The following is a 20,839-nucleotide window of genomic DNA, read 5'->3' as shown; positions in this document are numbered from 1 at the left end:
GGTCGGCGGGGGCGCCGGCGGGCGGGGTTCATCGGCGTGGTCGTGGGGCGGGGGCCCGTTCCAGGCGGGAGCAGTCCGCCTCGGGGTCGCGGGTGAGGGCGATCACCAGGTCGAGCCGGTCGCGTACGGCGAGCAGGTCGTCGATGCGCTCGTCGACGCGTTCGCGTTCGTCGACCAGTAGTCCCAGGAGCGCCGGGTCGGGTTCTCCGGAGTCCACGCACGGTAGGACCTCGCGGACCACTCTGCTGGGCAGGCCCGCGGAGTACAGCCGCTGGATCAGTTCGACCCGTGCCACGGCGGTGTCGGGGTAGTGCCGTTGGCCTCCGGGGCCGCGTTCGGCGGGGAGCAGTTCCTGTTCCTCGTAGTAGCGCAGTGCCCGAACGCTCACTCCCGCCTTCTCGGCGACCTCTCCGATGCGCACGGGTCCTCCTTCGTCGGGGTGTCCGGCACGACTTGCACCTGACGTTGACGTCAGGTTCTAGGTTAGCCGGCGTCGGCGTCCGCCGACCATTCCTCCCATCGGCCCGTTCGGGTCGTACGGAAAGGCGGAGAACATCATGCGCGCGGTTCGTTATCACGAGTACGGCGGTGTGGACACCCTCGTGGTCGAGGAGGCGCCGGAGCCCTCTCCGGGCCCCGGCGAGATTCGTGTCCGGGTCGCGGCGGCCGGGGTCAACCCCATCGACTGGAAGGTGCGTTCGGGGGCGTTGCGCGGGCTCTTGCCCGTGGAGCTGCCGGCGATCCCCGGGCGCGACGCCGTGGGTGTGGTCGATCGGATCGGTGCCGGGGTGCGCGGTGTGGGTCCGGGCGAGCGTGTCTTCGGGTTGGGCGGTGTCACCGGAGCGACGGCGGAGCTGGCGGTGTTCTCGGCCTGGGCTCGGGTTCCCGAGGCCTGGACCGACGAGGAGGCCGCGGGGGCGGGTCTGGCGTCGGTGACCGCGCTGGGCGGGTTGAACGCGCTGGGCCCCTTGGAGGGGCGCACCCTGTTGGTGGAGGGGGCGGCCGGAGGCGTGGGCGGCGCGGCCGTGGAGATCGCGCGGGCCTTGGGGGCGACCGTGATCGGGACGGCGAGCGAGCGCAATCACGGTTTCCTCGCCTCGTTGGGGGCCGTTCCCACCACCTATGGGCCGGGCCTGGCCGAGCGTGTGGCCGCTCTGGCACCGGAGGGGGTCGACGTCGCGTTGGACACCGCGGCCTCCGGTTCGTTGGCCGATCTCGTCGCGATCGTGGGCGGTCCCGATCGTGTCTCGACGGTGGCCGATCACGCCGGCGCGCGGCGTCTGGGGGTGCGCGTGGCCGACGCGGAGAACGATTCCGCGCTCTTGGCGCGGGCGGGCGAGCTCGGTCGGCGGGGTCTCTATACGCCGCGTATCGAGAGGGCCTATCCCTTGGAGCGGGTCGGGTGGGCGCACGCCCGTTCCGAGAGCGGACGTGTGCGGGGCAAGGTCGTGGTCCTGGTCCGAGCGGACCGGGCTCCTTCTCCGACGGGATCGTGACCTCCTGATTTGAGGGTTGGAACGGTGTAGGCGCCTGTTATCAGGGGTTTCCTCCGCTCAGGTCTCATAAAGCGGTTCGATGACACACTTGAAGTACGGGGAGGGGCCGGTCCGTGGGTCGGCCCCTCGTTCTTCGATGTGTCGAAGGGGTGGGACGTGGACCAAGAGGAGATCATCGCGTTCGTGGCGGCGTCGGGGCCGGTACGGGTGGATCGGGCGAGTGAGGAGAGCGGGGCGCCCCCGGTGGCCTGGGGCGACACCTTCTTCACCTACGATCCCGGCGGCCAGGGCGGGGAGCGGGGGTTCGGGCCCTTCGCGACCATCGTGACCAAGGACTATCCGGGGTTCGACACCGCCTCGGATCTGGATCGGCCCGGGGTGTTCCGGGTCAACATGGCGGTGGGGCGGGTCGCGTTCACCGAACGGATGGGCCGCTCCCCCGCCGAGTACTCGGTCGAGGGCGGCGACGTCGACCACGCCGAGATCGACCGGTTGCTGCCGCATCCGGTCTACGCCTCCCAGGGGTGGGTGTCGGTGGTCTCGCCCGGGCCGCGTACCGCCGAGGCGACCCGTGAGCTGTTGCGGCTGGCCTTGGATCGGGCGGTCTCCCGACACCGGGGGTGAGGGGCGCGGCCCTCCCCCGCCCGGGGCGGCGCTCTCCCCCATGAGAGGGAGACGAAACCCTCCCTGTGGGGAGGCGGCGGTGCGGGTGCGAGGGCCACAGTGGGCTCCAGGATCCGTTCCGATGGTGAGGGAGCAAGGCCATGACCGTTTCGAATGCCGAGAGAGCACATCCGCCGGGGGTCCTGGCGTCGGCGCCCTGGGTCGCGTTGGCCTGGTCCGCCGTCGCCCTGGGTCTGGGGATCGGGTGGGGCGCGGGCCTGTTGCCGGTGGGTGTGCCCACCGAGGACGGGTTCGGGTCGTTGTTCGTCGCGGCCGGCGCCGGGGCGGCGGTCGCGGCGTCTCTGGTGATGGGCGGGCTGGGGGTGGTGTTGTCCCTGGTCGTCCTGTCCGGTCGGGCCCGGTGGGGGCGTGCGGTGGAGTTCGCCTCCTGGGCCATGGCGGGGGTGGCCTTCCTGGTGTTCGTCGACGGGCAGCTGTTGGCCTGGCTCGGTTACACGATGATCCTTCCCGTGGTGGGTTGGACGGTGCCGGGTCTGGCCGGGGCCTGGTTGGAGGCCACCTTGCGGCCCACCCACCTGACCGTGCTGTTCTTCGCGCTGGGGGTGCTGGTGTGGGGTGTGGCGGCCCTGTATCGGCGGCGTGCGGTGGGCGGGGCGTGTCCGCGTTGTGGACGTGACGGTCATTGGACGCCGCGGGTGGAGGCGCGGGTGCGTGAGCGGGCCCGGCGCACGGGGGTGGTCGCGGTGACGGCGGGGTCGGCGGTCGCCCTGGTCTATCCGGTGCTGCGGCTGCCCTGGCTCTTCGGGATCCCGATGGGGATGGATCCGGAGGTGTTCGAGGAGATGACCCGTACCGGTGAGCACATCGTCGTCGGTGTGGGGTTGGGGTCGGCGGCGCTGGCGGGGGTGGCGCTGATGAGCGGGCTCGTGCTGCGCTGGGGTGTGCGTCTGCCCTGGTGGACCCTGGGTCTGGCGGGGAGTCGGGTTCCGGTGTCGTTGGCGGTGGTGCCCGCCACGGTGGTGTCGCTGGCGCTGCTCGCCATGGGGCGTTCCTGGCTGGTGATGCTGGGAGAGGCCGATCCCACGCGGTGGAGCGACCCGAACACGTTCGCGCTCTTGTCCATGGGCGTGTGGGGTGTGGCCCTGGCGGTGGCGACCGTCGCCTACGCGGTGCGTCGTCGCTCCGAGTGCGGTCGTTGCGGTCGTGGCCTGGCCGAGAGCGGTACGGCCCCGGTCGGGCTCGGCGAGGAGGCGGCCGCGATGGAGCGGTGAGCGGCCTCCGGCGTGAACACGCGCGCCCCGCCCTTCTCGTGGATCGAGGAGGCGGGGCGCGCGTAAGGCGGGTGGTGTGTGGGGGTCAGCGGATCGGGACGCCGGGGATCTCTCCGAAGGCGCCCGCGTACAGGGTCATCTCGTTCACGTCCGCGGCCGGGGCGGGGAAGACCGCCAGGGCCAGGTACTCCTCGCCCGGGCTGAGGGTGTGGATCTGGTCGGCGAAGTCCTCGTACTCGTCCTCGGCGGTGCGGATACGGATGACGTAGCGGATCAGGCCGCTGTCGGGTTCCTCCAGACGGAAACCGCCCATGGTGCCCTCGGCGTACTGGGCGGGGCTGCCGGGCAGCGCCGACTCGTCACCGTCCAGGTCCGCCTCCAGGTCGTTCAGGGTGGAGTTCTGGAAGCCCACCATCTGGAACAGGTAGGCGCCGTCGCGTACCAGCGGGTAGACGTTCAGGTCGATGTCGTCGTCGGAGACGGTGGTGTGGGGCTCCATCTCCTCGAAGTAGGCGGCCGGTCCGGCGACGTGGCGCTGGGCGGAGTCCAGGCCCTCTCCCTCGCTGTCCCGGGCGTCCAGGGGGACCTCGTAGAAGAGTTCGACGCGGCGGTTGCGGGCGCGCGCCTCCTCGTCGTCGTCCCCGCCCTCCTCGGCGAGCAGTTCGTCGCTGCCGCGTCCCTCGGTGGACAGGGAGAATCCGTCACCGAGTTCGGATTCGAGCAGCTCCAGGGCGGCCTGGGCCCGCTCTTGGGACAGGTTCTGGTTGTAGGCGTCGTCGCCGGTGCCGTCGGTGTGGCCGATGACGGTGATCTCGGTGCCCTCGGCCAGGTTCTCCCGCAGGGAGGCGGCGGCCTGGCGGATGGTCTCGGCGGCCTCGTCGGTGGGTTCGGCCTCGTCGACCTCGAACATGTTGTCCGAGTGCAGGGCGATGGTCTCCTGGTCGCCGGCGCGGGTGGTGGAGGAGACGGGGCTGTCCACGAAGCTCTCCATGGACTGCCGGTCCGCGGTCACGTCCAGGCCCGATTCGGGGACGTCGTCGGGGTAGAAGATCTCGTCGGGCAGCTCTTGGCGTTCCCACGTCTCGGGGTCGATGTAGTCGTAGACGTTGGGTTCGGGGGCCTCGGTGAACTCGTCGACGTAGGTGACGGGGACTCCGGGGACGTATCCGAGGCCGGCGCCGGTGAAGGTGAGGGTCTCCACCTCCTCGCTGGGGGCGGGGAAGTAGCGGCGCATGGGGGTGGCCAGCCCCTCGTGGGTGGGCATGAAGGGGTCGCCCTCGACGAAGTAGGTGCCGTAGGGCTCGCCGTTGTTGTCCTCGTTCTCCAGGACCCGCAGAACCTCGCCGGAGAGCGGGTCGACCATGCGGATGGGGGCGCTGGTGCTGGTGACGGCGCCCGGGAGCGGTTCGAGGATGTTGTGGGTGACGTCGATCATCAGGTATTCGCCGTCGGATTCCAGGGCGTTGATGACGACCTCGAAGGCGACGTCGTTGCCGTCTTCGACGAAGAGGCGTCCCTGGCGGGTGAAGGGCAGATCCTGGGCGACGGTCTCCTGGGCCTGGTCGGCGGTCTCCTCGGGGGCGGGGTCGGGGTCGCCGTTGTCGGGGAGCAGGCCGCAGGAGCTCAGACTCAGGGCCAGGGCCAGTGCCGCTGCGGACGTGCCGAGGGCTCGTGAGGACATGTGCGGGGGCTTTCTCGTGTGTCCGACGCGGGCCGTCGGAGATGGTCACTCGGCTGCTCAGACGCATCGGGTCGGATTCTGGTTTCGGGTGAGGGGGATGCTTTCGGCCCGTTCGCGCGGTCGGACCGTGGTGTTCGGGGTAGGGCGGTGTTTCGATGAGGGGCGGGTGCGGTGGTGGGGCGCTCGGACTCGTTCGGGATCGGGAGGGCGCGCCCGCTGTGGGAGGGGACAAGGGTGGCGCCGTTGTGAAACGGTGAAGGTGATGAGCCCTCATGTGGAGATCTTCGACCCCGTAGCGGCCTCCGAGGCCGATCTGGAGTCCTGGAGCGCGACCTTCTGTCAGGGACGCGAAGAGCTGTCGGGTGGTGCTCCCCTGCCGGAGGAGTTGGCGGCGCGGCTGCGTGCGAATCGGGCGGGGACGGCCTGGAGGTGGGCGGCGCGCGACGACGCCGAGGGGCCGGTGACGGGTGTGGCCGAACTGCGCCGTCAACACCACGATCCCGGGATCGGGTTCATGCGGCTGTTCGTGATCGACGGCGCCCGTCGCCGGGGCGCCGGCCGCGAGTTGCGCGAGGCGGTGATCGAGCGGGCCCGCTTCCTGGGGATGGAACGGCTGCGCAGCCTCGTCTCGGCGGGTCCTCCCGGGGAGTCCTTCGCCCGGACCGGCCCCTATCCGCGGACCCTGTCGCGGTTGGAGTTGCAGGAGCAGCGTCTGGACGCGGAGACGTTGGGGCGTTGTACGAGTCTGGCGGCCACGCCCGGTCGCGGATATCGGCTCACCCATTGGGAGGGCGAGGCACCGGCGTCCCTACTGTCCTCCTTCGGAGGGGTGATGGCGCACCTGATGGACGCTCCGGGTGTCGCTCTGGCGATGGGGTCGCGGGCCTGGGAGCCCGACCAGGTGCGGGAGTGGGAGCGTTCGATCACCGAGGACGGGTCCCGTCTGGTGGTCGGCGCCGCGTTGGAGAGCACCTCGGGTCGGGTGGTGGCGGCGACGGTGAGCACGGTGACCGGTGGTCGGGTGGCCGACCAGCACGACACCGCGGTGATGCCCGCCCATCGTCGTAAGGGGTTGGCGAGCCGGGTCAAGGCGACCCAGGCGTTGCGTGTGCACGATCTGTTCCCTCACGTGCGGGCGTTGGCGGTGACGATCGACCTGGAGAACACGGCGATGTTGACGGTCAACCGGTCGTTGCGCTATCGGCGGGTGGGCGAGCGTCTGTTGGTGGAGGAGAGCCTGTCCCACCTCTGACCGCGGGGCGGTGTCCCCGCCGCGGACGGCGGCGGGGACACCGCTCGGGGGCGGGTCAGACGCCGAAGGCGTCGGGGTAGCGGATGGTTCCGCGCGGGGTGGGCCGGTCGGGGTCCAGGGACAGGGCCATCATGGCCTCGTCGGGTACCTCGAACGGGGCGCGTACGCCGAACCCGGAGGCGGGGGTGAACCCGAACCGGGGGTAGTAGTCGGCGTGGCCCAGGACCAGGACCAGGTTCTCGCCCATGGCTCGGGCGGCGTCCAGTCCGGCGCGGATGGCGGCGGAACCGGCTCCGGTGCGCTGATGTTCGGGCAGGACCGAGCACGGGGCCAGGGCCAGCGCGGGCTGTTCGTCGACGTGGCATCGGGTGAACAGGGCGTGTCCGACCGGGTCGCCGTCGGGGGTCAGGGCGAGGATCGAGAGTCCTTCGATCCAGGCCTCGGGGTCGGCGCGCAGGGCGTCGACGATGTCGGCCTCGGCCTCGGTGTCGAAGGCGGCGGTGGTGAGCGCGCGGATCTGACCGATGTCGGCGGTGGTCTCGGGGCGTGTGGCCCAGGTGCGTGTGGTGTTCGGCAAGGTGTGCGGACCTTCGTCTTCAGGGGTCCCGTGGTGTGTTCAGCCGGGGACCCGGTTTCGGGGAACGTCGTGGGCGCCGTCGAGGGTGGCGCCGGTTCGCGCGGTCAACCGCTTCACCTTCTCCTGTGTATCGGGGGCGGGTGGCCCCGGCGGTTCAACGTCGGTGGGGCACGTGATGTTCCCCGTGGCGGGGTTCTCCGTGGGGTGGGGAAACCATGGCGCGGGTCGGAGCGTCCCATCGTCAGGGCCTTTCCAGGGTGGGAGGGGCGGGTTCGATGGATGTGGAGGTCGACGCGGTGGAGCTGTTCGAGGAAGGCGCCAAGGTCCTGACGCAGGAGATGGTCAAGGGCGGTTGGACGGTGGTGCGGGGGTGGCTCGCCCGGGTGTTCGAGGGTGATGAGGCCAAGCGGGGTCGGGCTCTGGCCGAGTTGGAGGAGTCCCGTGAGGAGCTGAGCGAGGATCCGACCCTGGTCTCGGAGGTGGAGGAGGCCTGGAAGGTGCGGCTGCGTCGTCTGCTGCGCGAGAACGCCGGGGCGGCGGAGGAGCTGCGGGCTCTGCTGGACGAGGTGGCGCCGCGTGAGAGTGGCGGGACGACGGTGATCAACACCGCTCGTGACGTGCGGGGGAACGCTATTCTGATCCAGGCCGGCAGCATCGGCAGGGTGGTGGGGCCGGAGCGGGGATCTTCTTCCTCCACGTGAACCGAATGAGATTCGGTCGGGTGTGGTCAAGCTTTCTACTGGCCGGTAACATCGCCCTATGAGCCTTGACCACCCCACCGAAGGCCACGAGTTCGACCGGGACACCCGCGTCGACAAGCGTGCCGACGGCGAGTTCACCGCCACCTTCACCGACGGCTGGACCACCTTCACCTCGCACCCCAACGGCGGATACGTCCTGGGGACGGCCCTGAACGCCCTGCGACAGACCCTCTCCCAGCCCGACCCGATCGCGGTCTCCGCCTTCTACCTGCGCCCGGCCGCGCCGGGGCCCGCGCTGCTGCGCACCGAGACCGTTCGCGAGGGGCGCCGCACGGCCACCGGTGCCGTCGTGGTCGAGCAGGGCGGCAAGGAGATCCTGCGCGCCACCGCCACCTACGGCGATCTGAGCGCCGAGGGGCGTGAGCTCCACCTGGAGGGCGCCCCCGAGCTCCCCTCCCCCGAGGACTGCCACGTGCCGGCCGAGTTCGCGGACAAGCCCGAGGGCGTGACCATCGCGCACCGGATCGAGTACCGCTACCCGGAGCGTCCGGGCTGGTTGGACGGGAAGAAGGACGGCACGCCCCGGGTCGACTTCTGGATGCGCTTCGCCGACGGCCGCGACGCCGACGTGCACTCCCTGCCCGCCATGGTCGACTTCGCGGTCCCGGCGGTGCTGGAGATCGGCGAGTTCACCACCATCACGGTGGAGTTGAGCACCCACGTCCGGGCCAGACCCGCCCCCGGCTGGCTGGCCTGCCGGGTCTTCACCAAGCACCTCTCCCATGGCCTGCACGAGGAGGACATGGAGATCTGGGACAGCGAGGGCACGCTGGTGGCCCAGGCCCGCCAGCTCGCGATGCTCCTCTGAGAGGGTCTCGCCCGGGGCCGCCCCGTCAGGGGACGGCCCCGCAACGTGTTCCGAGCACGGTCGAGGGTCAGCGCCGCATCAGGGCGAAGACCCCCCACCCCAGGTATTCGCGCGTGTAACGCGTATAGCGCGCGGGTTCGGTGGTCAGTTCCTCCCGCACCTGGGCGGCCATCTCGTCTTCGGGATTCTCGTCGAGCCAGCGGCGCATGGTGAGCCATTGGGCGGCGCTGTAGCGGTCCCAGCTGTCCTGGTCGGCCAGGGTCATCTCCACGACGTCGTAGCCGAGGTCGCCGAACGATTCGATCAGTCCGGGCAGCGACAGGAAGTCGTCCGGGCCGGTGGCGTGGCAGGCCTTGGCGGTCTCCTCGTCCGGCGGGGTCAGCCGCCAGTAGGGTTCGCCGATCAGCATCAGGCCTCCGGGGCGCAGACTGCGTTGGAGCAGCTCGACCGTGCCGGCCACACCGCCGCCGATCCAGGTGGCGCCGACGCAGGCGGCCAGGTCGACCGGGGTGTCGGAGACGTGGCCGGCGGCGTCGCCGTGGACGAACTCCACCCGGTCGGCGACGTCGAGTTCGACGGCTCGGGCCCGCGCCTGTTCGGTGAACAGGGTGCTGATGTCCACCCCGGTACCGGTGAAGCCCAGGTCGCGGGCCCAGGTGCACAGCATCTCTCCCGAGCCACCGGCCAGGTCGAGCACCCGTGTTCCGGCGGGCAGGCGGAGCGAACGGCCCAGGGCGGCGAGCTTGTCCGGGGTGAACGGGTTGTGGATGCGATGTTCGCTCTCGCGGATGGTGAAGATGCGGGGAAGGTCCATGGTGGCCTCCTTGTCGTCGGTTCCGGCGGGCGCGGGGCCGATCGGTGGTCGGTCGTGGGCGTTCAGGTCAGGGCACGGAGCGAAAGTGCGTGGTCAGGGAGGCGTCCTCGGCCAGGACGTGGAAGGCGATCCCGGGCGGCCGAGTGCGCACGGCGCGCGCCTCCTCGGTCTCCCAGGGCATGCTCAGCGTGGAGGTGACGCCGGGGGCCACCAGGACGGGGCGGCCGGCCAGAGTGGCGGCGGCCCCGGTGTGGGCGTGCCCGGCCAGGACGCCGACGACACGCGGATACTCCTCCAGCAGGGCGACCAGGTCCTCGACGTTGTCGAGCGCCAACCTGTCGGGGAGCGGGTGGTGCAGGCGCACCGGGGGGGTGGTGCATGGCCAGGAGGACCGGGATGTCCTCGGGGAGTTCGTCGAGGGTGCGGCGCACGCGCTCCAGGGTCTCGGTCCCCAGGTGTCCGTCGTCGCGCCCGGGGATGGAGGTGTCGCAGGCCAGGACGGTGAAGCCGGTACCGCGGTGTTCGGTGTCGACCGGGCCGTCGGAGGGGTCCTGTCCCAGGAGACCGGAGCGCAGGGCCGCCCGGTCGTCGTGGTTGCCGGGGCAGACCAGGACGGGGAAGGGCAGGTCGAGCAGGGCGGCGGCCTGCTCGTACTCCTCGGGGGCGCCATGGTCGGCGATGTCGCCGCTGACCACGAGCAGATCCGGGCTCCGGTGCAGGGACCGCAGGTGGTCGACGGTGCGGGTGGCGCGTCGGGTGGTCTCCTCGGTTCCGTCCAGGTGCAGGTCGCTGATGTGGGCGATCAGAGCGCTCAAGGCTTCGCTTTCTCCCGGGGGTGGGGTCGTGGCGGGAGGGCCCGGTCGACCCGGCGGGGCCGGATCGACCGGGGGTCGGAGGCGTGTGCGGCGTCGGAAGGGGCTCAGAGGGTCACGACGACCTTGCCTCGGACTCCGCCGCGTTCGAGCCTACGGTGGGCGTGGACGATGTCGTCCACGCCCAGGACCGTGTCGATCACCGGCACGATCGTCCCCTGTTCGACCAGGGAGGTGAGCTCCTCCAGCTCTCGCGGGGTGGGGTCGTTGCTGAACGCGCCCAGACGGGTGCGCCGGTGGAGGTGGCCCGCCACCACCCACAGGGCCGATCGGATCGGTCGGCTCGGGTCCAGCGCGAGCGGGAACAGCGTGCCGCCGGGGACGAGCCGGGCGCGGAGCGCGGGCAGGTGGGTGCCGACCAGGTCGACGATCGCGTCGAAGCGCCCCAGGTCGTGGAGGGGTGTCCGGCGGTGGTCGAAGGCCTCGGAGGCGCCCAGTTCCCTCAGTCGGGAGAGGTGGTCGGCGCCGGCCAGGGCGGTGACGTGCGCGCCCAGGGAGGCGCCGAGTTGCACCGCCACCACGCCCACTCCCCCGGCGGCTCCGCGGATCAGGAGCCGCTGTCCCGGTCGAAGACGGATCCGGCGGGTCAGGGCGTGCAGGGCCGTGGTGCCCGAGGCGGGGAGCGCGGCGGCCTCGTGGGGCGAGAGCGTGCGCGGGGCCGGGGCGACGCGTTCCTGGGGGACGACGATCGTCTCGGCTATGGAGCCGAAGGTGCCGTGCGGCATCACCCCCCACACGTGGTCGCCGACGTTCGCCCGGGTGACGGCCGTCCCCGTGCGTTCGACGGTTCCCACGAAGTCGACGCCCGTCCCGACGGGGAGGCGTTGGCGTAGGACGTGGCGCAGCCGTCCGGCGCGGATGGGGATCTCACCGCCGCCGACGGCGGCGGCGCTCACCCGGACCCGCACGTCGGTCTCGCCCACCGGGGGCGTGGGGAGTCCGTCGACGATGGTGAGGACCTCGGGTCCTCCGTAGCGGTCGTAGCGAACCGCGCGCATGGTTCCTCCTGGTGCGGGGAAGTCCCCGCCGTGTTCGTGGGTTCTCGCCGGTGGTCGCCGGTGTCGATGGGGGTAACCCGTGCCCCGCCGGCGGGCCATCCCGATGGAGGACAAGTGAGACGAGAAGTGGTCGAGGACGCGCGGTTCCGGTCCGATTCCGAGCCTGGGGGGCTTCGGCGGGACGCCCGGCGTAACCGGCTCGGTGTGCTGAGGGCGGCGCGGGAGGTCTTTCGTGAGCGGGGGCTGGAGGCGACGGTGCGGAACGTGGCCCATCGGGCCGGGGTCTCCACCGCCACGGTCCATCGGCGTTTCTCCGGTCGTGACGCGATCGTCGCGGATCTGGCCGAACAGGTCGCCGGGGAGTGGGACGAACGATGGGAGGTGCTGGCGCGCGGGTTTCCGGCCGAGGTGGCTCTGGAGCGGGCGCTGCGGCTCGTCGCCTCCGAGACGGTCGCCACGCGCGCGTGTTCCCCGGACCATCGGGAGCTCTTTCCCGAGCGGGCGCGGGAGTTGGAGGAGCGGGTCCATCGGGGGCTGTGCCGGCTGCTGGCGGACGCGAGGGAGACGGGAGGGATCTCGGCGGCGGTCGGTGCCGAGGATCTACGTCTGGTCATGATCTCGGTGGCGGCGGTGGTGGCCGTCGAGTCGGACGAGGAGCGGGCCGAGCGGGCGGCCCAGCGGGTGGTGACGCACTTTCTGAGGTCGTTCCGCGGTACGGGCTGACCGGGGGCGGTGCGTCCGGGCCGGGGTCAGGGTCGTTCGTCCTCGCCTCGTGCCTGGAGGCGTTCGTGACGCTGGCGGGCGGCCTGGGCGGTGCCCAGTCCGAGGCCGAAGGCGATCTCCTGCCAGGTCATCTCGCGTCCCCTGGCCATGGTGAGAAGGCCCGATTCCATCTGGTCGAACTCCGCGCGGGCCAGGGGTACCAGGGTCAGCGCGGCGGTCAGGTCGGCCTGGTCGACGGCCGGCGCGCCTTCGTCGGGAAGGGCGCTGCCGGCGGCCAGGTCGGCGATGCGGCGGACGGCGTCGTGCGGGGCCATGGGCATGCGCCGTTCCTCCCAGCGGGCGCGGTCGGTGCCGGTGGCGTGGCGTTCGGTGATGCGGAACAGGGCCTCGTAGGCGCGGGCGCGTCGGGCCTGTTCGGGGTCGGGTCGGGTGAAGGGGTCCGGTTCGGTGCTCATGGCGTCAACTATGTGTTGTTCACGGATGGTTGTCAATGAAATATGTTGAACATTTTGTTCAATCGATGACGAGCGGCCCGCCCCGATGGTCGGGGCGGGCCGCGAGGGTGGTCGTTTCGACTCTCAGCCCTCGACACGGGCCGGGCTTCGCCGTGCCCGTCCACGTCGCAGGAGGCCGTGGCGGGGCGAGAACAGGTAGGCCAGGGCGAAGGCGCAGGTCTGGGCGAGAACGATGCAGCCACCGGTGGAGGCGTTCAGGTGGAAGCTGCCCAGGACGCCCACGATCGCGGCGAGCACCGCCACGGCGGCGGAGATGAGCAGCATCCTCTCGAAACGGTCGGTGAGCAGGTAGGCGGTGGCGCCCGGAACGATCACCATGGCCACCACCAGGATGATGCCCACCGCCTGGAGGGCGACCACCACGGTCACCGACAGCAGCCCCAGGAGCAGGGTCTCCAGCAGGCGCGGGTTGACGCCGATGGCGTGGGCGTGCACGGGGTCGAAGGCGTACATGGTCAGGTCGCGGTGCTTGTACCAGACCACCGCCAGGACCACGGCGGCCAACAGCAACACCTGCACGATGTCGGAGTCGGACACGCCCAGGACGTTGCCGAACAGGATGTGGCCCAGATCGGTCTGGCTGGGCACGCGGGAGATCATCACCAGCCCCAGGGCGAACATGGCGGTGAAGACCACGCCGATCACCGCGTCCTCCTTGACCCGGGAGGTGCGGTTGACCACCCCGATCAGCGCCACCGAACCGGCGCCGAACACCAGGGCGCCCAAGGCGAAGGGCAGCCCGAACATGAAGGACAGCACCACCCCGGGCAGGACGGCGTGGGAGACCGCGTCGCCCATCAGCGACCAGCCCACCAGCGTCATCCAGCAGGACAGGACGGCGCAGACCACCCCGGCGACCACGCTCACCAGCAGGGCCCGCTGGACGAACTCGAACTGCAACGGCACCGTGAACCACTCCACGAACCCGATCAACGCGTCCACGAGTTCTCCTCTCCGGGATGCATACCGAACGCCTCCAGCAGCGTGTCCGGTTCGAGTACCTTCTCCGGCGGCCCGTGGGCGATGACGCGGCGCTGAAGCAGGATCGCCTCGTCGCACAGGGTGGGCACCTGGGCCAGGTCGTGGGTGGACACCAGCAGGGTGCGTCCGGCCCGGCGCAGCTCCAGGAGCAGTTCGACGATGGTGGCCTCGGAGCGCTTGTCCACCCCGGCGAAGGGTTCGTCCAGCAGGAGCACGTCGGCGTTCTGGGCGATGGCGCGGGCCACGAAGGCGCGTTTGCGCTGCCCGCCGGACAGGGCCCCGATCTGGCGGTCGGCCAGGTCGGTCAGGTCGGTGCGGGCCAGGGCCCGCTCGACCGCCTCACGGTCGGCGGCGCGGGCGCGGCGGCGGCCGCCCATGTGTCCGTAGCGGCCCATCATGACCACGTCGCGCACCCGGACGGGGAAGGCCCAGTCGACCTGTTCGGACTGGGGCACGTAGCCGACGAGCCCCGCTCGGCGGGCGGCCAGACCGTCCCTGCCCAGGACGCGTACCCGCCCCCGGTCGGCGGGCACCAGGCCCAACACGGTCTTGAACAGGGTGGACTTGCCCGATCCGTTCATGCCGAGCAGCCCGCAGATCCGTCCGGGCTCCAGGGACAGGCTCACCCGGTCCAGGGCCAGGACGTCGCCGTAGTGGACGGTGACGTCGTCGACCTCGATGGCGGCCGTCATGGACGCCTCCCTTCCTCGAAAGCGCTCGTGGTGTGCGGTCTCATGTTCCGGTGAGGCCGTCGACGATGGCCTCGGCGTCGTGGCGGAGCAGGTCGAGGTAGGTGGGGACGGGGCCGTCGGCGGTGGAGAGCGAGTCGACGTAGAGCGTCTCCCCCATGCGGGCGCCGGTCTCGCGTATCACCGAGCGTTGGGCGCTGTCGTTGACGGTGCTCTCGCAGAACACGGTGGGGACGTCGTTGTCCCGGACGAAGTCCGCGACGGCGGCGATCTGGCGGGGGGTGCCCTCGCGTTCGGCATTGACCGGCCACAGGTACCTCTCGGTGAGGTCGGCGTCGCGGGCCAGGTAGGAGAAGGCCCCCTCGCAGGTGACCAGGGCCCGGGAGGAGGAGGGGACCTCGGCGAGTTCGGTGTCCAGGTAGTCGGCGACCTCGGCGATCTCGGCCTTGTAGGCCTCGGCGGCCTCGGCGAACTCGTCGGCGCCCTCGGGGTCGAGTTCGGTGAGGGCGTCGCGGATGTTGTCGATGTAGATCGGGGCGTTGGCGGGTGACATCCAGGCGTGGGGGTTGGGTTCGCCCTCGTAGCCGCCGGAGGTGACGGGGATGGTCTCGACGCCGTCGGCGAGTACGGCGGTGGGGGCCTGGACGCGTTCGGTGAACTGGGCGAACCAGGTCTCCAGCCCCAGGCCGTTCTCCAGGATCAGGTCGGCGTCGCGGCCGCGGACCAGGTCGTCGGGGGTGGGTTCGTAGCCGTGGATCTCGGCGCCGGGGCGGGTCAGGGAGGCCACGTCGACGCGGTCGGCGGCGACGTTCTCGGTCATGTCGGCCAGGACCGTGAACGTGGTGAGCACGAGGGGACGATCCCCCGGGCGCTCGGGTGGGGTCGTGGTGCAGGAGCTGAGTACAAGTGCTGACATACCGGCACAGAACATGACCGACCAGGCTTTTGAAGACAACCCATCTCTAAAGTTCGGCACGCCTAACTTTTACCACAGTCGTGGCGAACCCACACACGTCGCTAGTGATCCGCTGAGGCGGAGTGTGCTCTTGGGGCGCATGGCGATCTTTGCAGTAATTACAGTCATTGCAGTCATAACTGCAATGACTGTAATGTGGTCGCATGAGCGAACCCACAGAGAGGGAACTGGCCTTCGTCGACGAGGTCGCGGTGTTCTTCGAGGACGAAGGGCTGCCCCTGATCGCAGGCCGTGTCATCGGATGGCTCCTGATCAGCGACCCGCCCGAACAGAGCGCCGCCCGGCTCGCCGAGGTACTCCAGGTCAGCCGCAGCTCCATCGGCACCGCCACCCGCATGCTCACCCCCAGCGGCCTGGTCGAGGGCGTACGCAAGCGCGGCCACCGCCAGGAGTACTTCCGCATCGCCGACGACGGCTGGAGCCGGATGCTGGAGCGCCGCTACGCGTTGGCCACGAGCTTTCGCCGGGTCACCGAACGAGGGCTGGCGGCTCTGGAGGACGCCTCCCCCGAACGGCGCGAACGTCTGGCCGGCGTCCACGAGCTCTACGGGTTCCTGGAGAGGGAACTGCCCGCCATGCTCCGACGCTGGCGGGAAAGAGACGAGGAGGACACCCCGTGAACGAGAACACGACCGACCCCCGAGACCGTGTCTTCCACCGCGAACGGGTCTCGATGCCCGAGGGCGACCTGAGCGTGATCGTCGAGGGCCCCGAACAGGCTCCGCCGGTGCTGCTGCTCAGCGGCGGCGGGGTGGACAGCGCCACCCTGAGCTGGCGCCACCTCATCCCCGACCTGGCCCGGGACCACCGGGTCATCGCCCTCGACTGGCCCAAACAGGGCAGGAGCATCCCCTGGGAGGGGATCGCCGACCACGCGACGCTGCGCCGCTGCGTCCTGGCGGTCCTGGACCGCTTCGCCTCCGGACCGGCCCGTGTCGTGGGGCTCTCCCAGGGTGGGGCGATGACCCTGGACACCGCCATCGAACACCCCGACCGGGTGGAACGCCTGGTGGCGATGTGCCCCGCCGGCATCCTGGAGTTCCCACCGGTGGTGCACCAGGCCCTGTGGCTGATGGCGCGCAGCACCCTGCTGGGATCCAGCCTGCCGGGGATGATGATCGGCGACCGGCGCAAGGTCGAGGCCTTCGTCCGGCGGAGCCTGTTCGCCGGCCCCGTCGCCGACTTCGACCAGGTCATCGACGAGGTCATGGCCGAGATGGAGGTCAACGGCGCCTCCGCCTCCGACTGGCAGAACACCTCCATCGGCCCCTGGCGCATGAACGTGGACCTGCGGCCGCGCCTGCGCGAGATCACCTGCCCGGCGCTGTTCCTCCAAGGGGCCAAGGACGTGGGCGTGCCCCCGGCCCGCACCATCGCCGCCGCCAAGGCGGTCCCCCACGCCCGCCTGGAACTGCTGGCGGGACACGGTCACTGGCTCGGCCGCCAGTCCCCCGAAAGGGTGGGGCGCCTGGTGCGCGACTTCCTCACCGAGCCCGCCCCCTGAGGACCCCGAAGCGCCCGCCCCGGGAGGACGGCCCCGGCCGGGCGCTTCGGCGGGCTCTTCTCGGCTTCGGGTCGTCCCGGTGGGCGCCCGTGGGTAGGCTCGATCCGTTCGGACGGGACCGTAAGGGAGGCACGGGTGTCGCACACCTGGACCGCGATCGACTTCGAGACCGCCAATCAGGACCGTGGCAGCGTCTGCGCGGTGGGGTTGGTGCGGGTGAGCGACGGGCGGGTGGTGGACCGGTTCGGCACCCTCATCCGGCCGCCCGGCCCTGCGGCGTTCTTCTCCCGGCACAACACCGCCGTCCACGGGCTCACCGCCGACGACGTACGCGAGGCGCCCACCTGGGAACCGGTCCTGGAACGGATCCTGGACTTCTCCGGCGGCGGCCCCCTGGTCGCGCACAACGCGGCCTTCGACATGGGCGCGCTGCGTCAGGCCAGCGCCCACATCGGCCATGACCTACCGGCCCTGGAGTACGCCTGCACCCTGGCGATGTCCCGGCGCACCTGGGATCTGCCCGACCATCGGCTGCCCACGGTGTGCGCGCACATCGGCCATGACATCGCCCACCATCACCGGGCCGAGGACGACGCCGAGGCCGCCGCGCGGATCATGATCGCCGCGATGGAGCGCTACGGCACCACCTCCCTGCCCGAGGCGCTGCGCGCCGCCGGTCTTCCCGGGCGTCGGACCGAACGATTCTCGGCGGGTTCGGCGGCGGTCGCGGTTCCGCCGACGAGCACGGTCGGAGAGGGCCGGTTCGAACGGTGGCAGCGGGCCGCCCAGACCCCGCTGCCCGAGCCCTCCCCCGACGCCGACCCGAACGGCCCCCTGTTCGGGCGCACCGTGTGCGTGTCGGGCGACGTGGCCGGGATGGACAAGACCGAGGTGTGGGAGCGCGTCGCCGAGGCGGGTGGACGACCGGCCAAGAACGTCACGAAGAAGACCGACGTGCTCGTGGTGGGCTCCAGCGACCACGGTGGCAAGACCTCCAAGCACCGGCAGGCCGAGACCTACATCGCCAAGGGCCAGCGCATCGACATCATCGATGGACGTGAGCTGCTGACCCGGCTGGGGCTGACCTCGGCCTGAGAGCCTCGGTCGGAGACGTCCTGGTGAGGGGGTCGGGGCCGTGCCGCGGAGAGGACGGCACGGCCCCGACCCGTGGTGGGGGTCAAGGGGTGACGTCGATGTTGGTCAGGCCTCGGCTCGCGTTGTCGACGGTGTTGCTCTCGTAGACGATGTTGGGGTCGTCCGCGCAGTCGGACTGGCTCCACAGGACGATCGCGAAGCCTCCGACACCGCCCAGGTCGGAGTGGTTGTCGCGGAAGACGTTGCCGCAGCCCTGGCCGTCCACCTGTTGGGTGCTGGTGTAGCCGTGGGCGAACACCCCGGGTGCGGTGAAGGTGCCGACGTTGCCTTCGAAGAGATAGCCGTTGCCCTTGACGTCCACCCAACTGTCGGCGAAGTTCTGCCCGGAGATGCCCTGGCCGTCGAAGGTGTTGTCGGCGATCAGACCGTCGGAGGTGCCCTCCTTGACGTCGATGTGCTCTCCGCGCACGTAGGGGCCGAAGTGGTTGCCGGTGACCTCGATGCGATCGCTGCGGTCCACGCCGTCGTCGGTTCCGTAGCAGCCCCAGTTGCTGACGGCCGACCCCAGGTAGACGCCCTCGCCGAAGCCGGGCTGGACCAGTCCGGTGTCGCGGATGCGGGAGTCGCGGATCGAACCGTCGGAGCTGGAGCTGCGAAAGTGCACGCCCTCGTCCTCGATGTCACGCACCTCGATGCCGCTCAGGTGCACGTCGTCGGAGCGGTCGATGACGATGCCCTTCTTGGAGTCGGCGACGGTGACGCCCTCCACGTTCCAGTGGTCGGCCTCGTAGAACCAGAGGCCGTAGCCGCCGGCGTGGGTCTCGGGGGTGGGGCAGCCGCTGCCGGAAGGGGTCTCGTCATTGACCAGGACGGCGTCGGAGGGGCCGGTGAGGGTGATGGGGGCGTCGGCGGTCCCGGCGGTGGTGATCACGAAGGCACCGCTGTAGGTGCCGCCGTCCAGTTCGATGGTGTCCCCCGGCCGCGCCTGGGCCAGGGCCTCCTCCAGGGCGGGGCCGTCGGAGACCGGGATCCGCGCCCCGTCGCGGATCGGTGATCCGGAGGGGTCGGGCAGAGGGTCGGCGAGTGCGGGGATCGCCGATAGGAACAGGGCGGCCGCGCCGACGGCCGCCGTGGTCGGGAGGGTTCCTCGGGGGATGGACACGATGACCTCCGTGTCAGGGGGGCGGGCTCCCGCCGGGGCGGGACGGTGCCCCGACACTAGATCGACGTTCCGCCGCGATCAAGGATCCCGTTCACCGTCCGCGCCCGACCGTGCACGGAGCGGGTGGGGCTCAGTCGCCCAGGAATCGCAGGACCGCCAGGACACGGCGGCTGTACTCGTGGGTGCGCGCCAGGTCGAACTTGTCGAAGATCGCGTTGATGTGCTTCTCCACCGCGCTCAGCGACACGTACAGCCGTTCGGAGATGGCGGTGTTGCTCAGCCCTTGGGCCATGTGCTCCAGGACGTCGCGTTCGCGCGGGGTCAGGCGCGCCAACGGGTCGGTGCGGGTGGTGCCGGCCAGGAGGCGGCGCACCACCTCCGGGTCGAAGGCCGCTCCTCCCCGGGACACCCGTTCCAGCGCCTCCAGGAACTCCTCCACCTGCGCGACCCGATCCTTGAGCAGGTAGCCGACGCCTTCGGGCGCTCCGGTGAGCAGTTCGACCGCGTAGCGCCGTTCCACGTACTGCGACAGCACCAGTACCGCCACGTCCGGGTGGTCGGTCCGTAGGCGCAGCGCGGCGCGCAGCCCCTCGTCGGTGTGGGTGGGCGGCATTCGTACGTCCACCACGACGGCGTCGGGGGTGTGTTCGTCCACGCGGGCCAGTAGGGCCTCGGCGTCGCCGACGGCGGCGACCACCCGATGTCCCTCCTCCTCCAGCAACCGGACCAGGCCCTCTCTGAGCAGGACCGAATCCTCGGCGATCACCAGACGCATGTGGAGCTCCGTGTTCTCGTGGAAGGGTCGCGATGCCCCAGGGGCAGGACGGCGCGTACGGTCGTGGGACCGCCGGGAGGGCTGTTCACGGTGAGGACGCCGTCGAAGGCGGCGACCCGGCGGGCCAGTCCGGTCAGTCCACCGCCTTCGGGGTCGGCGCCGCCGCGGCCGTCGTCGGAGACCACCAGTTCGACCCGTTCCTCCGTGGTGTTCAGGTCCAGGATGATCCCGTCCGCTCCGGAGTGTTTGGCGGCGTTGGTCAGGGCCTCGCGGGCCACGAAGTAGACGGCGGTGGCCACGTCGTCCGGTAGCGGCCGGGAGGGTTCGGCGCGGAGGGTGACGGGCAGGGGGCTTCGTCCGGCGGCCTCGGCCAGGGCCGCCTCCAGCCCCAGGGCGTCCAGGGTGGCGGGGTAGACGCGCCAGGCCACCTCGCGCAGCTCGTCCAGGAGGATCCGCGATTCGGTGTGGGCCTGGCGGACCAGCTCACGCGAGCGCTGCGGATCCTGGGCCCGTTGGGCTCTTCCCAACAGCATGGCCAGGGCCACGACCTGTTGTTGGACCCCGTCGTGCAGGTCGCGTTCGATACGTCGACGTTCCTCGTCCACGGCCTGTACCGCGCCCGCGCGGGTGCGGGTGAGTTCGTCGATCCTGCGGTGGAGGAGGATCTCGGTGTCGAGGCCGAGCAGGGCGCGGGCCAGCCCTCGTTCGGCCGCCGCGACCAGGGCGGTGGTGAACCACGTCAGCACCATCAGGCCCAGGATCAGCCCCGCCCCGATGGAGGTGGTGGTGCTGAGGATCTGTACGCCGGGCCAGGTGAGGTGGACCTCGGATCGGCTTCCGGTGACCGTCTGCCACAGGGTGCCCGCGGTCAACAGCACGGCCAGGCCCGTCCACGCGAACACCGCGTAGAACGAGACCAGGTGCAGTGGCAGCCGGAGCAGGAGGTGGAGCGCTCTTCGCCGCGCGGAGGCCTCGGAGCGGACGGTGATCCCCGTCCAGCGGGAGAGCCGTTCCAGGTCCCGTTCGTTCAGCCGGTGGGTCCAGCGGGCCGCCGTCTCCCGGGACCGGGTACGGGAGGGGGGATGGAGTGTTCCGGCCAGGAGGACCGTTCCGCAGGCCAGGGCCCACAGCGGTGTCAGGAGGCTGACGGGCAGGCCGGCGAACACCCCGACGTACTCGCGTCGACGCCTCCCCCACCGCTCGGTGGTGTGCCGTAGCAGGTGGGCGAGGGGCTCGGGGGCCTTCGACACGTTCTCCCCTCCCTC

At 71.0% G+C, this 20,839-nt stretch carries 23 protein-coding genes and 1 pseudogene; 10 read left to right on the top strand and 14 right to left on the bottom strand.

The window, feature by feature from the left end; all coding sequences use genetic code 11:
• Positions 1-28 precede the first annotated feature (28 nt).
• Positions 29-421 (bottom strand): MerR family transcriptional regulator, encoded by a 393-nt coding sequence (locus tag TR33_RS04460; RefSeq protein ID WP_017534824.1) that lies wholly within the window; start codon positions 419-421, stop codon positions 29-31.
• A gap of 136 nt (positions 422-557) precedes the next feature.
• Here TR33_RS04460 and TR33_RS04455 point away from each other — a divergent pair, with 136 nt between their 5' ends.
• The 3 genes from TR33_RS04455 (at position 558) to TR33_RS04445 (ending at position 3,391) form a co-directional block, all read left to right on the top strand.
• Complete coding sequence (locus TR33_RS04455) at positions 558-1,496, top strand: NADP-dependent oxidoreductase (protein ID WP_042281637.1); 939 nt, start codon at positions 558-560, stop codon at positions 1,494-1,496.
• Positions 1,497-1,652: 156 nt separating this feature from the next.
• Positions 1,653-2,120, top strand: coding sequence for a DUF6194 family protein (locus TR33_RS04450; protein ID WP_042281634.1), 468 nt, complete (start codon positions 1,653-1,655; stop codon positions 2,118-2,120).
• A gap of 140 nt (positions 2,121-2,260) precedes the next feature.
• Positions 2,261-3,391 (top strand): hypothetical protein, encoded by a 1,131-nt coding sequence (locus TR33_RS04445; protein ID WP_042281632.1) that lies wholly within the window; start codon positions 2,261-2,263, stop codon positions 3,389-3,391.
• 85 nt (positions 3,392-3,476) lie between these two features.
• Here the strand turns inward: TR33_RS04445 and TR33_RS04440 are convergent, their stop codons facing one another.
• The gene (locus tag TR33_RS04440; protein ID WP_042281631.1) at positions 3,477-5,072 is read right to left on the bottom strand and encodes an OmpA family protein; all 1,596 of its coding nucleotides are present in this window, start codon (positions 5,070-5,072) and stop codon (positions 3,477-3,479) included.
• A gap of 262 nt (positions 5,073-5,334) precedes the next feature.
• Between TR33_RS04440 and TR33_RS04435 the strand changes: the two genes are divergently transcribed.
• Positions 5,335-6,324, top strand: a complete 990-nt coding sequence (locus TR33_RS04435; protein WP_042281947.1) for a GNAT family N-acetyltransferase — start codon at positions 5,335-5,337, stop codon at positions 6,322-6,324.
• Positions 6,325-6,379: 55 nt separating this feature from the next.
• On the opposite strand, the gene TR33_RS04430 is transcribed toward TR33_RS04435, so the two are convergent.
• Positions 6,380-6,901 (bottom strand): GNAT family N-acetyltransferase, encoded by a 522-nt coding sequence (locus tag TR33_RS04430; protein ID WP_042281630.1) that lies wholly within the window; start codon positions 6,899-6,901, stop codon positions 6,380-6,382.
• 275 nt (positions 6,902-7,176) lie between these two features.
• On the opposite strand from TR33_RS04430, the gene TR33_RS04425 reads away from it, so the two are divergent.
• The gene (locus tag TR33_RS04425; protein WP_042281628.1) at positions 7,177-7,602 is read left to right on the top strand and encodes a hypothetical protein; all 426 of its coding nucleotides are present in this window, start codon (positions 7,177-7,179) and stop codon (positions 7,600-7,602) included.
• 58 nt (positions 7,603-7,660) lie between these two features.
• Positions 7,661-8,470 carry a thioesterase family protein gene (locus tag TR33_RS04420; protein WP_017534830.1) on the top strand — a complete coding sequence of 270 codons (810 nt, stop codon included), beginning with the start codon at positions 7,661-7,663 and terminating at the stop codon, positions 8,468-8,470.
• A gap of 67 nt (positions 8,471-8,537) precedes the next feature.
• Here TR33_RS04420 and TR33_RS04415 read toward each other — a convergent pair whose 3' ends face one another.
• The 4 genes and pseudogenes from TR33_RS04415 to TR33_RS04405 form a co-directional block, all read right to left on the bottom strand.
• On the bottom strand, positions 8,538-9,284 hold the full coding sequence (locus TR33_RS04415) for an SAM-dependent methyltransferase (RefSeq protein ID WP_017534831.1): 747 nt from the start codon (positions 9,282-9,284) through the stop codon (positions 8,538-8,540).
• Positions 9,285-9,351: 67 nt separating this feature from the next.
• Entirely contained in the window at positions 9,352-9,648 is a 297-nt protein-coding gene (locus TR33_RS27140) for a metallophosphoesterase family protein (protein ID WP_234305763.1), read from the bottom strand.
• 58 nt (positions 9,649-9,706) lie between these two features.
• Positions 9,707-10,099 (bottom strand): annotated as a pseudogene (locus tag TR33_RS27135) (metallophosphoesterase); the annotation flags it as partial.
• A gap of 104 nt (positions 10,100-10,203) precedes the next feature.
• Positions 10,204-11,154 (bottom strand): NAD(P)-dependent alcohol dehydrogenase, encoded by a 951-nt coding sequence (locus TR33_RS04405; RefSeq protein ID WP_042281627.1) that lies wholly within the window; start codon positions 11,152-11,154, stop codon positions 10,204-10,206.
• Between the two features lie 114 nt (positions 11,155-11,268).
• On the opposite strand from TR33_RS04405, the gene TR33_RS04400 reads away from it, so the two are divergent.
• Positions 11,269-11,877: a TetR/AcrR family transcriptional regulator gene (locus TR33_RS04400; RefSeq protein ID WP_234305750.1), complete on the top strand. Its 609-nt coding sequence runs from the start codon at positions 11,269-11,271 to the stop codon at positions 11,875-11,877.
• Between the two features lie 26 nt (positions 11,878-11,903).
• Here the strand turns inward: TR33_RS04400 and TR33_RS04395 are convergent, their stop codons facing one another.
• The 4 genes from TR33_RS04395 to TR33_RS04380 form a co-directional block, all read right to left on the bottom strand.
• The gene (locus TR33_RS04395; protein WP_042281623.1) at positions 11,904-12,332 is read right to left on the bottom strand and encodes a hypothetical protein; all 429 of its coding nucleotides are present in this window, start codon (positions 12,330-12,332) and stop codon (positions 11,904-11,906) included.
• Positions 12,333-12,455: 123 nt separating this feature from the next.
• Positions 12,456-13,334 (bottom strand): metal ABC transporter permease, encoded by an 879-nt coding sequence (locus TR33_RS04390; protein WP_026125055.1) that lies wholly within the window; start codon positions 13,332-13,334, stop codon positions 12,456-12,458.
• On the bottom strand, positions 13,322-14,065 hold the full coding sequence (locus TR33_RS04385) for a metal ABC transporter ATP-binding protein (protein WP_042281622.1): 744 nt from the start codon (positions 14,063-14,065) through the stop codon (positions 13,322-13,324). The genes TR33_RS04390 and TR33_RS04385 overlap by 13 nt, the downstream gene beginning before the upstream one ends.
• Before the next feature lie 40 nt (positions 14,066-14,105).
• Positions 14,106-15,038: a metal ABC transporter solute-binding protein, Zn/Mn family gene (locus tag TR33_RS04380; RefSeq protein WP_042281620.1), complete on the bottom strand. Its 933-nt coding sequence runs from the start codon at positions 15,036-15,038 to the stop codon at positions 14,106-14,108.
• A 143-nt stretch (positions 15,039-15,181) separates the two neighbouring features.
• Here TR33_RS04380 and TR33_RS04375 point away from each other — a divergent pair, with 143 nt between their 5' ends.
• The 3 genes from TR33_RS04375 (at position 15,182) to TR33_RS04365 (ending at position 17,637) form a co-directional block, all read left to right on the top strand.
• Positions 15,182-15,658: a GbsR/MarR family transcriptional regulator gene (locus tag TR33_RS04375; protein WP_017534836.1), complete on the top strand. Its 477-nt coding sequence runs from the start codon at positions 15,182-15,184 to the stop codon at positions 15,656-15,658.
• A complete protein-coding gene (locus tag TR33_RS04370; protein ID WP_042281619.1) occupies positions 15,655-16,542 on the top strand; it encodes an alpha/beta fold hydrolase in 888 nt (295 codons plus the stop codon). The genes TR33_RS04375 and TR33_RS04370 overlap by 4 nt, the downstream gene beginning before the upstream one ends.
• A 135-nt stretch (positions 16,543-16,677) precedes the next feature.
• Entirely contained in the window at positions 16,678-17,637 is a 960-nt protein-coding gene (locus tag TR33_RS04365; protein WP_042281618.1) for an exonuclease domain-containing protein, read from the top strand.
• Positions 17,638-17,719: 82 nt separating this feature from the next.
• On the opposite strand, the gene TR33_RS04360 is transcribed toward TR33_RS04365, so the two are convergent.
• The 3 genes from TR33_RS04360 to TR33_RS04350 all read right to left on the bottom strand — a co-directional run bounded on the left by TR33_RS04360 (position 17,720) and on the right by TR33_RS04350 (position 20,824).
• Positions 17,720-18,799 carry a right-handed parallel beta-helix repeat-containing protein gene (locus TR33_RS04360; protein WP_042281616.1) on the bottom strand — a complete coding sequence of 360 codons (1,080 nt, stop codon included), beginning with the start codon at positions 18,797-18,799 and terminating at the stop codon, positions 17,720-17,722.
• 130 nt (positions 18,800-18,929) lie between these two features.
• Positions 18,930-19,574: a response regulator transcription factor gene (locus tag TR33_RS04355; protein ID WP_042281614.1), complete on the bottom strand. Its 645-nt coding sequence runs from the start codon at positions 19,572-19,574 to the stop codon at positions 18,930-18,932.
• A complete protein-coding gene (locus TR33_RS04350) occupies positions 19,562-20,824 on the bottom strand; it encodes a sensor histidine kinase (RefSeq protein ID WP_042281613.1) in 1,263 nt (420 codons plus the stop codon). Before TR33_RS04350 ends, TR33_RS04355 begins: the two co-directional genes overlap by 13 nt.
• Positions 20,825-20,839: the final 15 nt, after the last annotated feature.

The sequence above is a fragment of the Nocardiopsis alba genome (assembly GCF_000710955.1).
Lineage (GTDB): Bacteria > Actinomycetota > Actinomycetes > Streptosporangiales > Streptosporangiaceae > Nocardiopsis > Nocardiopsis alba.
This window is presented reverse-complemented; position numbering and strand designations above follow the sequence as displayed.

Coding starts and splice junctions, on each gene's coding strand:
- TR33_RS04435 (WP_042281947.1), top strand. CDS start 5,335: ATGAGCCCTCATGTGGAGATCTTCGACCCCGTAGCGGCCTCCGAGGCC.
- TR33_RS04455 (WP_042281637.1), top strand. CDS start 558: ATGCGCGCGGTTCGTTATCACGAGTACGGCGGTGTGGACACCCTCGTG.
- TR33_RS04375 (WP_017534836.1), top strand. CDS start 15,182: ATGAGCGAACCCACAGAGAGGGAACTGGCCTTCGTCGACGAGGTCGCG.
- TR33_RS04420 (WP_017534830.1), top strand. CDS start 7,661: ATGAGCCTTGACCACCCCACCGAAGGCCACGAGTTCGACCGGGACACC.
- TR33_RS04355 (WP_042281614.1), bottom strand. CDS start 19,574: ATGCGTCTGGTGATCGCCGAGGATTCGGTCCTGCTCAGAGAGGGCCTG.
- TR33_RS04405 (WP_042281627.1), bottom strand. CDS start 11,154: ATGCGCGCGGTTCGCTACGACCGCTACGGAGGACCCGAGGTCCTCACC.
- TR33_RS04440 (WP_042281631.1), bottom strand. CDS start 5,072: ATGTCCTCACGAGCCCTCGGCACGTCCGCAGCGGCACTGGCCCTGGCC.
- TR33_RS04395 (WP_042281623.1), bottom strand. CDS start 12,332: ATGAGCACCGAACCGGACCCCTTCACCCGACCCGACCCCGAACAGGCC.
- TR33_RS04425 (WP_042281628.1), top strand. CDS start 7,177: ATGGATGTGGAGGTCGACGCGGTGGAGCTGTTCGAGGAAGGCGCCAAG.
- TR33_RS04385 (WP_042281622.1), bottom strand. CDS start 14,065: ATGACGGCCGCCATCGAGGTCGACGACGTCACCGTCCACTACGGCGAC.
- TR33_RS04415 (WP_017534831.1), bottom strand. CDS start 9,284: ATGGACCTTCCCCGCATCTTCACCATCCGCGAGAGCGAACATCGCATC.
- TR33_RS04445 (WP_042281632.1), top strand. CDS start 2,261: ATGACCGTTTCGAATGCCGAGAGAGCACATCCGCCGGGGGTCCTGGCG.